We start from the raw sequence: 13,622 nt of genomic DNA, 5'->3' as shown, positions 1-13,622 counted from the left end.
GGACACCCTTTACGGACCGCCAACACTCACCAACTCCCCCACCACCCGGACCTCCACGCTCAGCCAACACCCCGCAGCCACTCCAAAAGTCACTTAGTGAGTGGCACAGATCCGCCCTACACTCGGCCGGTGAGCTGGCCCACCAGCGCGGCCGAGGCGATCGCCGTTCAGCACGAACTGCGCGACCAGGTTGACCGCACCGACGATGGCCGACCTCCGCGGTACGCCGCCGGACTGGATGTCGCGTACGACTGCGACCGCCTGGCCGCGGCGATCGTCGTACTGGATTTTGAGACCCTCGCCGAGGTTGACCGCGCCGTGGTGCTCGGGCGCACGGCGTTCCCGTACGTGCCCGGGCTGTTCGCGTTCCGCGAGGTGCCGGGGCTGCTGAGCGCGCTCGAGCAGCTTTCGACCACACCTGACCTGCTGGTGTGCGACGGGCAAGGTCTCGCTCATCCACGCCGGTTCGGGCTCGCCTCACACCTCGGGGTGCTGACGGGGATCCCGTCGATCGGTGTCGCCAAGACGGCGTTCGTCGGGACGCATGCCGAGCCTGGGGCGGCGCGCGGCGCGACTGCAGAGCTGATGCTCGACGACGAGGTCGTGGGTGCCGTCGTACGGACCCAGGAGCGGGTCAAACCGGTCTACGTCTCGATCGGCCACCGGGTGAGCCTGGCGACCGCAGTCAGGCACACCCTGCACCTTGCACCGCGGTACCGCCTGCCGGAGACGACTCGCGCCGCCGACAGGTTGTGTCGTGCGGCTCTAGTCGCGGGCTGACTTGCCGGGGAGGGCGAGCATGCGGTCGAGGGCGATCTTGGCGTAGTGCTCAGTGTCGGCGTCGACCTTGATCGGGTTGACGACGTGACCGGCGACCAGGTTCTCCAGTGCCCAGACCAGGTGCGGCAGGTCGATCCGGTTCATCGTGGCGCAGTAGCAGACCGTCTTGTCGAGGAAGACGATGTTCTTGTCCGGGTTCTGCTTGGCCAGCCGCTGGACCAGATTGAGCTCGGTGGCGACGGCCCACGACGTACCAGGCTCGGCCTTCGCCAGCGCGTTGATGATGTATTCCGTCGACCCGACGTAGTCGGCCTTGGTGACGACCTCGTGCCGGCATTCCGGGTGCACGATCACGTTCACCCCGGGAACCCGCGAGCGCACGTCGTCGACCGACTCCGGCGTGAACCGCCCGTGCACCGAGCAGTGCCCGCGCCACAGGATCATCTTGGCGGCCGTCAACTGCTCCTTCGTCAGCCCACCACCCGGCTTGTGCGGGTCGTAGACGACACACTCGTCGAGCGAGATGCCCATCTGCAGTACGGCGGTGTTTCGGCCGAGGTGCTGATCCGGCAGGAACAACACCTTCTCGCCCTGCTCAAACGCCCAGGCGAGCGCCACGTCGGCGTTGCTCGACGTACAAACCGCTCCGCCGTTGCGGCCACAGAACGCCTTGATGTCGGCGCTCGAGTTCATGTAGGTGACCGGGACCGTCACATCGGCTACCCCAGCGTCGGCGAGAGCCTCCCAGGCCGCCTCGACCTGCTGGATCCGCGCCATGTCCGCCATCGAGCACCCAGCCGCCAGGTCCGGCAGGATCACCGTCTGGTTCTCGTTGGTGAGGATGTCGGCGGACTCAGCCATGAAGTGCACACCACAGAACACGATGTACGGCGCATCCGGCCGGTTCGCCGCGTCCCGCGCGAGCTTGAACGAGTCGCCGGTGACGTCAGCGAACTGAATCACCTCGTCACGCTGATAGTGGTGACCCAGCACGAATACCTGGTCACCCAGCGCAGCCTTCGCCTTCAGAGCCCGCTCAACCAGGTCCGGATCGGATGCCGGCGGCAACGCTCCGGGGCACTCGACACCCCGCTCGGAGTGCGGATCGGTGTTCTGACCCAGGAACAACAGCGGCAGGGACTTCGGGCCATCGGCAATCGTCGTCACGTCAATCATCGTGTCACGTCCACGGACAGCTGACGCGTGTGCCACGTCACTGCCCGGATCGTGAAACTCAATGCGAGACGTGGGCTCCGGCGTACCACTTGCTGAGCAGGTCCGGTAGGCGGTCGGGGCCCCAGCGGTCGACGGGGGTGATGCGGCCATCGAGGGAGGCCAGGCCTTGGGCCAGACCTCCGACTGGATCGCCTTGCCAAGGGACGACGACGCCTTCGCCGGGGCCGACGATGACGGTGGGGCCGCCGCGGTCGAGGCAGACGACGGGGCACCCGGAGGCGAGGGCTTCGGTGACCGCCCAGCCGGCGGCTTCGCGCAGGGCAGGAGCCAGTACGGCGTCCGCCCGGAACATCGCGGCGAGCACCGACTCACGGGGTAGCTGGCCGGTGAACTCGACGCGGTCGCGGACCCCGAGTTGCAGGGCGAGCCGCTCGGCGCGCTCCCAGTCCGGACCGTCGCCGATGATCCGGAGCACCCAGTTGGCGGCCTCGGGGCGGGCGAGTGCGCTGATCGCGAGTAGCACGCCCTTCCACGGGATCAGCCGGCCGACGAACAGCGCGGTCTTCACGCCCGGCGGCCCGAACGGCTCGTACGGGCCGGAGGCGGTGAAGCGGCTGATCGCGACATTCGGCTGGACGACGATCTCCCGGGCGTAGGAACGGAAGGTCTCGGCGACATCGTTGTTCTGGGCAACCATCAGGTCCGCGGTCCGAGCCGCCTTCCGCCCGGTCAGGTGCCGGCGGAGACCCGTGTAGACCCGGCGCACCAGTTCGCCGACCACACCCCGCGGTCCCAGCCAGTGCGCCATCGACAGCGGCGCGGTCGTCGAACCACCGACCGGCCCCCAGATCACCTTCGCCGACGACGGCCGAACCACACCGGCCGCCATCCAGTCGACGGCAAACGTCAAGTGGTGAATGACGTCGTACGAGTGCTCGGCGTGCAACTCACGCGCGGTCCGCGCGGCCAGCCGCTGCCAGAGCGGGTAGTACCAGTACACATCCGCGGGCCGTCGCCGCAGCTTCAGCAGCCAGCGCGGCAGCTCCAGCGGTACGACGGTCAGTCCGGGCACCGGCCGGATCGCGAGCTCGTCGGCGATCTCGTGAGCGAACTTCCGCCGGGTCAGCAGCCACACGTCGTGATCGCGGGCCGCGGCCTTCGCCCACGCCCAGCCTGCGCCGGGCTCCGAACCGCCCTGGGGCCGGCACGCGTACGCGCTGATCAGGACCTTCGGACGGCTCGTCATCAGTTCATGCCCTCCAGCAGGCGGCGCAGATCCGTACTCGAGGTGGACGCCGTGTAGGGGAAGTAGTGCACCTGCGCCCCGACCTCACCGAGCAGCCGCTCGAGCCGGGTCCCCTTCTCCGTGCCCTTCCAGTCGTCGCCCTTGAACAGGACGTCGTACCGGAGTTGTTTCCACATCTCGAACTTGTCGCTCGACCAGTCGCTGACCACCTCGTCGACCAGCCCGAGCGCCCGCACGACATCCATCCGCTCGTCATGCGGAACGACCGGCGGACGGCCCTTGATCCGGGTCACCACATCGTCCTCGACGACCCCGGCGATCAGGTGATCACAGTGCTCGCGGGCCCGGCGCAGGATGTTCAGATGACCGATGTGGAACATGTCGTAGACACCCGGCGCGTAGCCGACACGGCCCATGATCAGATTGGCCATCAGCCGCGCACCGGCTGCAACGCAGCCATCTCCCGGTACCACTTGGCGACGGCCGCCGCCAGGAACAACAGGTTGATCGCGAGCAAACCGCCGTACAGGACGGCGAACAGCAACGGGGTGCCGAAGGCAAGGAAGACCAGGCACAGTACGCCGTAGTCGGTCGGTGCGATCAGCAACGACTTCAGCACGGAATCGCCACGCTGGTTGGGCTTCTGGGCACCACCATGACCGCGGCGCAGCTGATCGATCAGGATCAGCCCGAAGAACAGCACCGACGACAAGCAGAGATAGGCCAGCGGGATCAGCAGCACCAGCTCGTTGCTAAAGGCATCAAACCGGTAGAACGAGATCAGTACGGCGCTGTGCAGCAGCACGATCTTCACCGCGTCGATCATGTGATCCAGCCACTCACCGAGCGGCGAACCGCCACCCCGCAACCGCGCCAGCTGACCATCGGCCGAGTCGAGCCCGTACCCGAGCACGAGCAACGCGGTCACCGCCAACGCCAGCCCGAACGACGGCCGCACGGTCGCGACCAGCGCGATCCCGGCCAGCGAACACAGCCCGCTGGTGATGCTGACCTGATTCGGCGTCCGCCCGGCCAGAAACGCGGTCGCCGCGAACACCCGCCCGATCCGCCGATTCACGAACCGCGAATAAGCCGGCGTACCAGCCGAAGGCTTCTGTGCCCGCGAGAGCCGGGCGACGACCTCGCCCAGGGACCCGGCGGTCATGCCACCGAGCTGCGGGACTGCCGCTGGTCGATCGCCGCGCGCAGAATCGTGCTGGAGGACATCCGTACATCTGGAAGCTCGTGCAGGCCCGGTACGCCGTTCAGGTCGTCCGCACCGAGGACACCGTCGACGTCGGCCGCGAAGACCAGCCGGCCTTTGAGCAGTTGCACATCCACGTCGTCGATCACGACTACCTCGTCGACCGCTCGCAGGTGCTGCAGGATCTGGACTCGCTCGACCAGCGGCACGAAGGGCCGCGCGCCCCAGGCGTCCATCGCCCACTCGTCGGTCAGCACGCCGACGACCAGCCGGTCGCACGCCTGGCGGGCCCGCTCGAGCACGTCGAGGTGCCCGACGTGGAACAGGTCGAAGACCCCGGCCAAGAATCCTTGCTGCGACAAACTGTGTTCCCCCTGCGGCTCCCCCACGGAGCGTCCTGGTGCGCGGCCGGGCCGATGTGCGGCCTGACCGTCAGCGGTGACCCTATACCTCTGCGTCACGACGTGCCCAGCGTCCCTTCCGGAAACCTTCGCCGCGCGCGTGCTCGGCGATCGCATCCGTGTAGATCCTTTCGGTGGCCGCGAGGTCGCGCTCCGGGGTGAAGCGGTCCAGGTAGACCTGGCGGGCCCGCTCGCCGAAGGCTACCGAAGTCGCCGGATCCGTCACCAGCCCGATCGCCTTGCGCAGTCCCTCCGGGTCGCCGGGCTCGGCCAGCGCACCGGTCTCACCGTCGTCCACCAGCTCCGCCAGCGCGCCGAGCCGGGACGCAACCACCGGAACGCCGTGCGCGAACGCCTCCACCACCACGAGTCCGAAGGTCTCATACGAACGCGCCGGTACGACGACGGCGCGCGCGGATCGCAGCACATCCATGCAATCCGCCCACGGTAGTTGACCAAGAACCTGAATCGACAGGTCTTCGCGGGCCCGCTCCTCGGCCTCGGCACGCAGTGGACCGTCCCCGATCACCACCAGCTTGCCGAGCGAGGAATCCCAGGCCCGCAACAGATCCGCGAACCCCTTGTCCTCAACCAGCCGCCCGAGGAACACCACCGCATCACCCGGCCCGGTCCGGACCTGACCGTCATGCGGCACCGCATGCGGTTTCACGACGATCCGGTCCGCGTCGAATCCGTGAGCGACGTACCGCTCCTTCACGAACTCCGACGGCGCGATCAGCTTGGTGACGTACCGCTGCCAGGTGTGCATGGTGTTGTGGATGCCGATGCTGGTTGCCAACGGCAGCGTCTGCACCCGGGACTCGCGGTAGCAGCTGTGCCGCACCCCGGCCAGCGGAAGCTTGCCGACACAGGAGTCACAAGGACCACCGTCGCGTTGCAGTACGGCGTTCGCGCACATCAGCCGGAAGTTGTGCAGAGTCGCCACCACCGGCAGGTCCAACCGGTGCGCCGCACGCAGAACCGACGGACTGAACAGCGGGAAGGTGTTGTGCACATGCACCACATCGGGCCGGTTCGCTTGCAATAGCTGTGTTAAATCGCGTTCGGCCGAAAATGACCATACGGAGCGGAACGGTAACAATGCGCGATCTTTTCGGCCCATCTCGGCGATGTCGTCGCTGTTCCGAGCGTAGAAGTCGATCTCATGTCCTGAGTTACCCAGCAAATCAACCGTTTGCGCGACGACGGTGTTCTCACCGCTGGGTTGACCACTCCGGTAACGGTTGTGCAACATGGCGACCCGCATGGCACTACCTTAAGTCTCGCGGTGGCTACGGCTGGTGTATCCAGGCCGGTGTCGAACCGCAAACCCCGGAGGGTTTCCTTGAGCAGTAAGCGCTCTACGGCATGGTTCGCAGCGTTCATCGCTGCTGCCGTCGCGGTCGTTACGGTCGCCCTCCCGGTGATCGCACACGAGAACAACGCCACCAGTGCCGTGAAGTCACGCGCGATTTCGGATCCCTCGATCGCGCGGGGCAAGGTGCCCACCCACCATGCGTCGAAGCCCGCCACGAACCACCCGTCGTCGAAGGGCACCGCGGGTGGGCAGCCGTCGTCGAAGAAGCCCGTTCCGTCGAAGGCCCCCACGAAGCCCACGGTCCCGGTGCCTTCCGTCACTGCACCGACTGTGCCCGTCGTCGACCAGGGCTCGGCCGGTCCCGCCCTCGCGGGACCCTGCCGCGGTGTGTCGATCGATCCGGGCGACGACGCGGCAAAGGTTGTCAGTGCGGCAGCAGCCGGTACGACGTTCTGCTTCGCGGCCGGCGTCCACCGGATCAGCTCCACGATCCGCCCGAAGGCGAACCAGGTGCTGGCGAGCGCGGATCGCGCCGTACTGACGGGGTCGGTGCCGTTGACTGGCTGGACCGCCGACGGCGATCGCTGGGTCGTCCGCGGGGTGCTGCCGACGGCGTACGGGAAGTCTGGGCAGTGTGAGGACAACAAGGCGAACATCTGCCACCTGCGGGAGCAGGTCTTCGTCGACGGAGCACATCTGACCCGTGTGGCGAGCCTGGCGTCCGTTGCTCCGGGGACGTTCTACGCCGACTACGCCGCAGATGCCGTGTACATCGGCAGCAACCCGGCAGGGCACGCGGTCGAGATGTCGAAGACCGCGACCGCGATCGAGTCGGGCGCGACCGGAGTGGTCGTGCGCGGGCTGACCATCGAGCACTTCGCGAGCGCTCCGCAGGCCGGCGCACTGGTGTCCGGCCCATCGTGGAAGGTGACCGCGAACGACGTCCGCTGGAACCACGCGGTCGGCGTGATGCTGGTCAAGGCGAACAACACCAAGGTGGACCGGAACCTCATCCACCACAACGGCCAGCTCGGCCTCGGCCAGTACAGCTCGGCCGCGGCCGCGGTGACCCGCAACGTGATCAGCGAGAACAACACCGACGGCTTCTGGGTCGCCGACTGGGAGTCCGGCGGCATCAAGTCGACCCGTTCCTCCGGCACGGTCAGCGGCAACGTGATCAAGGCCAACCGCGGCGTCGGCATGTGGGCCGACGTCGCCGACGACGGCCGCGTGATCAGCGGCAACAAGATCACCGGCAACGCCGCCGACGGCATCCGCTACGAGATCAGCCGCAACGGCGTGATCGAGAACAACACCATCACCGGCAACGGCTTCGGCACCGGCCGCGGCTCCGGTACGTCGCTGTGGGACGGCGGCGGTATCAACGTGAACACATCGACCGGCGTGAAGATCCGCGGCAACTCGGTCTCCGGCAACGTCAACGGCATCACCATCCAGTCCCGCACCCGCGGTCTCGGCCCCTGGGGCGCCTACGTCCTCCGCGACATCGAGGTCACCGGCAACACCGTGACGATGACCGGCGGCACTGCTGCGACCGGCATGGTCCAGAACACCGCCTCCCCGGTCCCGGCCGGCGAGGTCACGTTCACCGGCAACAAGTACGTGCTCGACGCCCTCGGCGCCAAGCGCTTCGCCAAGTTCGGCACCAAGCTGACCGCCGACGGCTGGCAGGACGCCGGCTTGGACACCATCAGCACCTTCCTGGCGAACTGATCACGCGCGCGCCGCAATTACTGTTCGCAACCGAATTCGCGCTGCGTGATCGATGCCCTCTGCAACGTCTGTAAATTTGGTGCATAAAGCAACGGAATGAGGGTTGCAATGACTACCCGACGTAGTACGCTGCTGACTTGAAGTCGCGCCTTGGGGGGTGCGCCGAGGAACTACGTTGCCCCCCGGAGGCTCCTCAGTGAAACCACCGCTCACCGTTCTCGCAGTAGTTGCCACCGGCACCCTCACCGCTGCCCTCCTGGCCGCCACCGCCCAAGGCACCCCGGTCCCCACCCCGGACAGCCCCGTCGGCATCCGCCTACCCGACGACGCTGCCCCGGGCGCAGTCCCCCGCCCCACCGCCGACCCCGGCACAGCCCACCCAACCGATGATCTCGAGTCTGGCAACGACCTGATCGCCATCGGGCCGGCCGACGATCCCACCGGCAAGCCGACGCCCGGGACGCCTACGCCTGGACCGACCACTCCGACGCCGACCACGGACCCCACGACTCCTCCTGCGAATCCCGCGTGTCCCGGTGTGCAGATCACGCCGGAGGATGACGCGGCCAAGGTGGTGGCGGGTGCTGCGGCCGGGACGACGTTCTGCTTCACCAAGGGACTGCACCGGATCGGCACGACCATCGCCCCGAAGTCCAACCAGGTGCTCACCGGCGAGAACGGCGCAGTACTGACCGGATCGATCCCCCTCACCCAGTGGGCGGCAAACGGTGACGACTGGGTGACCACGGGAGTGCTACCCCCGGCGTACACGCAGACCGGGCAGTGCGAGGACAACGTGGCGAACATCTGCTACCTCCGCGAACAAGTGTTCGTGGACGGCAAGCACCTGACCCGCGTCGCCTCCCGCGACAAGGTTGCCGCCGGCACCTTCTACGCCGACTACACCGCGAACGCCGTCTACCTCGGCACCGATCCGCGCAAGAAGTCGGTCGAGATGTCGAAGACCGCCACCGCCATCGCCTCCAACGCGGCCAGCGTGACGGTCCGCGGCCTGACGATCGAACACTTCGCCACCGCACCCCAGGGCGGCGCCCTCGTCCTCGGCCCGAAGTGGCGCGCCACCGGCAACGAGGTCCGCTGGAACCACGCCGTCGGCGTCATGCTCGTGAACGCGGACGGCGCGACCCTCGAGAAGAACAGCATCCACGACAACGGCCAGCTCGGCGTCGGCCAGTACAGCACGACCAACGGGACCATCACCGAGAACGACGTACGGAACAACAACACCGACGGCTTCTGGATCGCCGACTGGGAATCCGGCGGCATCAAAACCACCTGGTCGAACGGCGGCACCGTCTCCGGCAACCTGATCAAGGACAACCGCGGCGTCGGCCTCTGGAGCGACGCCTACGACGACAACCGCACGTTCAGCGACAACACCATCGTGGACAACGCCGCCGACGGCATCCGCTTCGAAATCGGCCGCAACGGCGTCATCGAGAAGAACCTCGTCACCGGCAACGGCCACGGCACCGGCCGAGGCTCCGGCAAGTCCCTGTGGGACGGCGGCGGCATCAACATCAATACCTCCTCGAACGTCACAGTCCGCGACAACGTAGTCGGCAACAACGTCAACGGCATCGCCATCCAGTCCCGCACCCGCGGCTCCGGCCCCTGGGGCGTCAACCTCCTCCGCGACATCACCGTCACCGGCAACCTGATCACCATGCGCGGCGGCACCACTGCCACCGGCATGGTCCAAAACTCAGGCGCCGTAATCCCCGCCGGCGAGGTCACCCTGGACAAAAACACCTACCGCCTGGACAGCCTCACCTCCACCCGCTTCCAGAAAACCGGCCGCTGGTACACAGCCCGCCAATGGCAACAAGAAGGCCAAGACCCCACCAGCACCTTCACCCAAAACCGCCTCCCCCCACCCCGCTAACCCCTCACCAGGCTGGCCACTCACCTCGCCAGCCACCCACCTGCGGACCGCCCCCACTCACCAACTCCCGCCCCCACGCTCAACCATCACCCAGCAACCACCCCCAACCCCGCTTGGTGAGTGCCCCACGTCCGCCACCCGCCCAAGCCGGTAACAATTTCTCAATTAGCACCCAAAAATTGCCGCCCCGAACCCACTGACCTCGGCTGGGACCGGTTCATGGATGATCACTCTCGCCCTACATCTGCCGCCGCACGACCGTCTCGCGTTAGTCGGTAGTTTTTCGGGTGTATGCGCCGAAAAACCTCCGACTAACGGCGGCACGGATGCGGCCGAGAACCTACGGCGGTGGTTGCCCGCCGCTGCGGCCGACTTACAGAGGAAGTGTGGCTGGCCAGACCTGTGGCTGAGCTGCTTGGCGAGGCCGGCGACCGAGGTGTACGCCGCCTAGGGCGGACGGGCTTCGGTTGCCGCAGATCAGATGCGGCCGGCGACCAAGCTGACCGTCGCCTGGGCCAACCGGCCAGGTGGATGGAAAACAACAGCAGTCCGCCACCGCGCTGGCCATCGCCTGGAGCTACCGGCCAAGTGGCTACACCCGCACGCAGCCGACAACCGCGCTGACGCGCGCGAGGCGGACCGGCTAGGCGATTGCCACCGGATGCGGTCGGCGACCGAGCCGAACGTGTCCTGAGGCTGACCGGCTAGGTGGCGCAGACCAGATGCCGACGGCGACCGAGATGAGCGCAGCTCGGGACGACCGACTGTGGTTTCTGGATGCGAGGGGTGGGCGCCTGAGGTGGGGCTTGTCGATCGCGGGTCCCGGCCGGGCCGCCGTACCCGTGGAACAGCGCAGCGGGAACGGATCGGTCGCAGGATGCTCGGCTTCGTTGCTGGAGGTGTCCGTCGGGGCTGCGGACTCTTCGCCTGGGGACCTGCACCGGCTGGGCGTTCGGCTCGCCCGGCTGCCGCTTCAGGCTTGTGGTCTGGCGGGAAATGTCGGACGGGTGTGAAGGGACATGTCGGACGCTTGGTGGCGGCCGTTCGTTGGCGGGTCGTGGTGGATCTGGTGGTTCCGATGGAGGTTCGACTCCGCCAGTCAGTCAGCCAATCGCCCTCGGCACCCCAGACCAGTCAACTAACCGCGCTCGGCACCCCGTACCAGCTGATCGGCTGTGCCCGCCGCGGCGGGTCAGGTTGCGAGCCTGGTTGCTGTCGGCGGCAACCACAGCCCGTCAGGCCCAGGCGGCGTGCACCTCGGTCGCCGGGCTCGCCAAGCGGCTCAGCCATAGACCCGGCCAGCCACCCCTCCATCTGTAAGCCGGCCGCAGCGGCGGCCAGCCAGCGGGTACGTGCCCGGCCGCAGGTGGTGCGGCGGGGCGTTCGGACACAGCTGGCTGGGTGGGTTAGGGGCGGGTCAGGGTGGTTACGTGGGTGATTAGGAGGTCTCGGAAGGGGGTGGAGGTGGCGAGGGTGGGGGTGAAGATGGTGTTGATGGCCAGGAGGGTGTCGACGATTGCGGTGGGGGTGGTGGCGTTGGTTAGGGCTTTGGTGAGGAGGGGGGCTTGGGGGTCGTCGAGGGTGGGGGCGGTTTTGGCGTAGACCATCCAGGCGGCTACGGCTAGGGCCAGGGTGGTGGGTTCGGCGCCGGCTGTTAGGCGGTCTTCTACTGTGCCTAGGAGGCGGACGGGGAGTTTTACGGAACCGTCCATGGCTACCTGGGTGGTGCGGTGTTTGAGGGCTGGGTTGGCGAAGCGCTCCAGCACGGTGGCGCCGTACGACGGGAGGTCTAGGCCGTCGGGTGGGGTGAGGGTGGGGATGACGTCCTCGGTGATGAGGGTGTGGGCCAGGGCGGCGAGTTCTTCGTCGCGGACTGCTTCGGCGATGGTTTCGTAGCCGCGGAGGGCACCGAGGTAGGCGAGCATTGAGTGGGTGGCGTTGAGGATGCGGAGCTTGGCTTGCTCCCAGGGGGCTACGTCAGCAGTGAGGACTGCGCCCGCCTGCTCCCACGCGGGGCGAGGGCCGGCGAAGTCGTCCTCGATGATCCACTGCAGAAACGGTTCCGCGACCACAACCGCTTCGTCTCGTACGCCGAGCAGGCGGGCGGCCTCGTCGCGGTCGGCGTCGGTGGTGGCGGGGACGATGCGGTCGACCATGCTCGCGGGGAAGCGGGATGCTTCGAACACGTCGGGCACCTTGCCGAGTGCTTCGAAGTACTCGGCGACCAGCCGGCGGAGGAAGGGGCCGTTGGCAACCAAGTTGTCACAGGAGACGATCGTCAGCGGGTCGTTGCGCCGGGCCAGCGCGGCGGCCAGTTGGCCGACGACGGTGCGTGGGGGGCGGCCGGTGAGGTCGGCTTGGATCTCTGGGTCGTCCAGGTCGAGTGCGCCGTTCTTGGCGCGGTAGCCCTTCTCGGTCACCGTCAGCGTCACGACCGAGACCGCCGGGTCGGCGATCCGGGCCACGACCGCCTCGGGGCCCTCAGGCGCGGTGAGCACCTCACGGATGCTCCCGATGACCTGGACTGTCGGATCGCCGGCGCCACGCTCTAGAACGGAGTACAGGCCGTCCTGGGGGGCGAGCTGTTCGCGGACGGTGGCTGAGCGCTGGCTCACGCCGCTGATGCCCCAGCGGGTGTCGCCGGTCAGCGCGGCCGCTCGCTCGGTGATCACGGCCTGGTGGGCGCGGTGGAAGGCACCGAGGCCGAGGTGTACGACACCGACCGAGAGGGACCGCGGATCGACGGCGGGGGCGACGGGCAGGTGGGCGAGACTCAACCTGTTCACGGTGACCTCTTTCAGCCTTTGGGGGACGGCGCCGGGCCGGTGGAGTTGCGGACGATCAGTTCGCCGGTCAGTGCGTTGCTCCGCACGAGCGGTGGCACGGCCTCCGGCATCGTGATCAGCCCGATTAGCGTCTCGACGGCGATCTGGCCTGCGCGTTGTTGTGGCAGGCGGATCGTGCTGAGCGCCGGGATGGCCATCCGGGACATCTCGATGTCGTCGACGCCGAGCACGCTGAGGTCGTCCGGTACCGAGATTCCGCGGGCGTGCAGGCGGGACAGCAGGCCGATCGCGATCAGGTCGTTGTAGGTGACGACGGCGGTCGCCTCGGTGGCGACGACCTGATCCGCTGCGGCGACACCGCCCTCGTAGGTGGGCGCGAAGTTCCCGACCTCGATCAGCTCGACATCGCGGGCCGTGGCGGCGGCGCGCAGACCGACCGTGCGGTGCTGATTCGACCAGGAGGCCTCCGGGCCGGCCACCCAGGCGATCCGGCGATGGCCGAGTGCGACGAGGTGCGCCAGCGCCTGCCGCATCGCGTCCTCGTCGTCGAATCTGATGCCGGTGACGCCCATGACGCCCCGGTTGATCAGCACGACGTTGGTCTCCTCGGCGATCGCGGCGAGGTCTTCGGCGCTCGAGCGGGGTGAGCAGAGGACCAGACCGTCGACCTGCTTGGCCAACGCCCGGATCAGGCCTGCCTCGACCGCGGGCTCCTCGTCGGTGTCGGCGACGAAGACCGCGATGTCGTCACGGCGGGCCCGGGCCTGGACACCTTTGACCACGCTGGCGAAGAACGGGTTGGCGACGTCGGGGACGACGAGGCCCACATTCCCGGTGCGGCCGGTGATGAGTCCGCGGGCAGCCCGGTTCGGGTGGTAGTGGAGCCGCTCGACGGCGATGGCCACCCGGGCGCGGGTGTCCACATTCACCATGTCCGGCACCGAGAGCGCGCGGGACACGGTCGACGGAGACACGCCGGCGAGCAGTGCCACGTCACGAATCGTCGCGGGCATCGCCACCTCCTCCGGCCGGAATGCGATCAGTCTGCAATCCGTTGCAATCGACTGTCAA

At 67.8% G+C, this 13,622-nt stretch carries 11 protein-coding genes; 3 read left to right on the top strand and 8 right to left on the bottom strand.

What is annotated here, in order from left to right:
- The first annotated feature begins 129 nt into the window (after positions 1 to 129).
- Positions 130 to 780: a deoxyribonuclease V gene (nfi, locus tag ACFTSF_RS28170; RefSeq protein WP_380157002.1), complete on the top strand. Its 651-nt coding sequence runs from the start codon at positions 130 to 132 to the stop codon at positions 778 to 780.
- On the opposite strand, the gene nadA is transcribed toward nfi, so the two are convergent.
- The 6 genes from nadA to ACFTSF_RS28140 are packed head-to-tail and all read right to left on the bottom strand — an operon-like array spanning position 766 to position 6,062.
- Positions 766 to 1,956 (bottom strand): quinolinate synthase NadA, encoded by a 1,191-nt coding sequence (gene nadA, locus ACFTSF_RS28165; RefSeq protein WP_380157000.1) that lies wholly within the window; start codon positions 1,954 to 1,956, stop codon positions 766 to 768. The two genes, nfi and nadA, sit on opposite strands and share 15 nt — an antisense overlap.
- A gap of 58 nt (positions 1,957 to 2,014) precedes the next feature.
- Positions 2,015 to 3,202, bottom strand: a complete 1,188-nt coding sequence (locus ACFTSF_RS28160; protein ID WP_380156998.1) for a glycosyltransferase family 4 protein — start codon at positions 3,200 to 3,202, stop codon at positions 2,015 to 2,017.
- The gene (locus ACFTSF_RS28155) at positions 3,202 to 3,633 is read right to left on the bottom strand and encodes an adenylyltransferase/cytidyltransferase family protein (protein WP_380156996.1); all 432 of its coding nucleotides are present in this window, start codon (positions 3,631 to 3,633) and stop codon (positions 3,202 to 3,204) included. The genes ACFTSF_RS28160 and ACFTSF_RS28155 overlap by 1 nt, the downstream gene beginning before the upstream one ends.
- Positions 3,633 to 4,367: a CDP-alcohol phosphatidyltransferase family protein gene (locus ACFTSF_RS28150; RefSeq protein WP_380156994.1), complete on the bottom strand. Its 735-nt coding sequence runs from the start codon at positions 4,365 to 4,367 to the stop codon at positions 3,633 to 3,635. Before ACFTSF_RS28150 ends, ACFTSF_RS28155 begins: the two co-directional genes overlap by 1 nt.
- Complete coding sequence (locus ACFTSF_RS28145) at positions 4,364 to 4,795, bottom strand: adenylyltransferase/cytidyltransferase family protein (protein ID WP_380156992.1); 432 nt, start codon at positions 4,793 to 4,795, stop codon at positions 4,364 to 4,366. Before ACFTSF_RS28145 ends, ACFTSF_RS28150 begins: the two co-directional genes overlap by 4 nt.
- 55 nt (positions 4,796 to 4,850) lie before the next feature.
- Positions 4,851 to 6,062, bottom strand: a complete 1,212-nt coding sequence (locus ACFTSF_RS28140) for a glycosyltransferase family 4 protein (RefSeq protein ID WP_380157343.1) — start codon at positions 6,060 to 6,062, stop codon at positions 4,851 to 4,853.
- Between the two features lie 90 nt (positions 6,063 to 6,152).
- On the opposite strand from ACFTSF_RS28140, the gene ACFTSF_RS28135 reads away from it, so the two are divergent.
- Both ACFTSF_RS28135 and ACFTSF_RS28130 read left to right on the top strand, forming a co-directional pair.
- Positions 6,153 to 7,859, top strand: a complete 1,707-nt coding sequence (locus ACFTSF_RS28135) for a right-handed parallel beta-helix repeat-containing protein (RefSeq protein WP_380156991.1) — start codon at positions 6,153 to 6,155, stop codon at positions 7,857 to 7,859.
- Positions 7,860 to 8,055: 196 nt separating this feature from the next.
- The gene (locus tag ACFTSF_RS28130; RefSeq protein ID WP_380156989.1) at positions 8,056 to 9,765 is read left to right on the top strand and encodes a right-handed parallel beta-helix repeat-containing protein; all 1,710 of its coding nucleotides are present in this window, start codon (positions 8,056 to 8,058) and stop codon (positions 9,763 to 9,765) included.
- A gap of 1,406 nt (positions 9,766 to 11,171) precedes the next feature.
- On the opposite strand, the gene ACFTSF_RS28125 is transcribed toward ACFTSF_RS28130, so the two are convergent.
- Together ACFTSF_RS28125 and ACFTSF_RS28120 are read right to left on the bottom strand one after the other, a co-directional pair.
- Positions 11,172 to 12,551, bottom strand: coding sequence for a mannitol dehydrogenase family protein (locus tag ACFTSF_RS28125; protein ID WP_380156987.1), 1,380 nt, complete (start codon positions 12,549 to 12,551; stop codon positions 11,172 to 11,174).
- Positions 12,552 to 12,562: 11 nt separating this feature from the next.
- Positions 12,563 to 13,564, bottom strand: coding sequence for a LacI family DNA-binding transcriptional regulator (locus tag ACFTSF_RS28120; RefSeq protein WP_380156985.1), 1,002 nt, complete (start codon positions 13,562 to 13,564; stop codon positions 12,563 to 12,565).
- Positions 13,565 to 13,622 lie beyond the last annotated feature (58 nt).

The organism is Kribbella sp. NPDC056951, from assembly GCF_042674205.1.
In the GTDB taxonomy this organism is placed as follows: Bacteria; Actinomycetota; Actinomycetes; order Propionibacteriales; family Kribbellaceae; genus Kribbella; species Kribbella yunnanensis.
Note: the sequence above shows the minus strand (reverse complement) of the source record. Positions and strands in the feature narration are given on the sequence as shown.

Excerpts from the sequence above, each read along its gene's own strand:
- nadA (WP_380157000.1), bottom strand. The coding sequence starts at position 1,956 with ATGATTGACGTGACGACGATTGCCGATGGCCCGAAGTCCCTGCCGCTG.
- ACFTSF_RS28160 (WP_380156998.1), bottom strand. The coding sequence starts at position 3,202 with ATGACGAGCCGTCCGAAGGTCCTGATCAGCGCGTACGCGTGCCGGCCC.
- ACFTSF_RS28155 (WP_380156996.1), bottom strand. The coding sequence starts at position 3,633 with ATGGCCAATCTGATCATGGGCCGTGTCGGCTACGCGCCGGGTGTCTAC.
- ACFTSF_RS28150 (WP_380156994.1), bottom strand. The coding sequence starts at position 4,367 with ATGACCGCCGGGTCCCTGGGCGAGGTCGTCGCCCGGCTCTCGCGGGCA.
- ACFTSF_RS28140 (WP_380157343.1), bottom strand. The coding sequence starts at position 6,062 with ATGTTGCACAACCGTTACCGGAGTGGTCAACCCAGCGGTGAGAACACC.
- ACFTSF_RS28120 (WP_380156985.1), bottom strand. The coding sequence starts at position 13,564 with ATGCCCGCGACGATTCGTGACGTGGCACTGCTCGCCGGCGTGTCTCCG.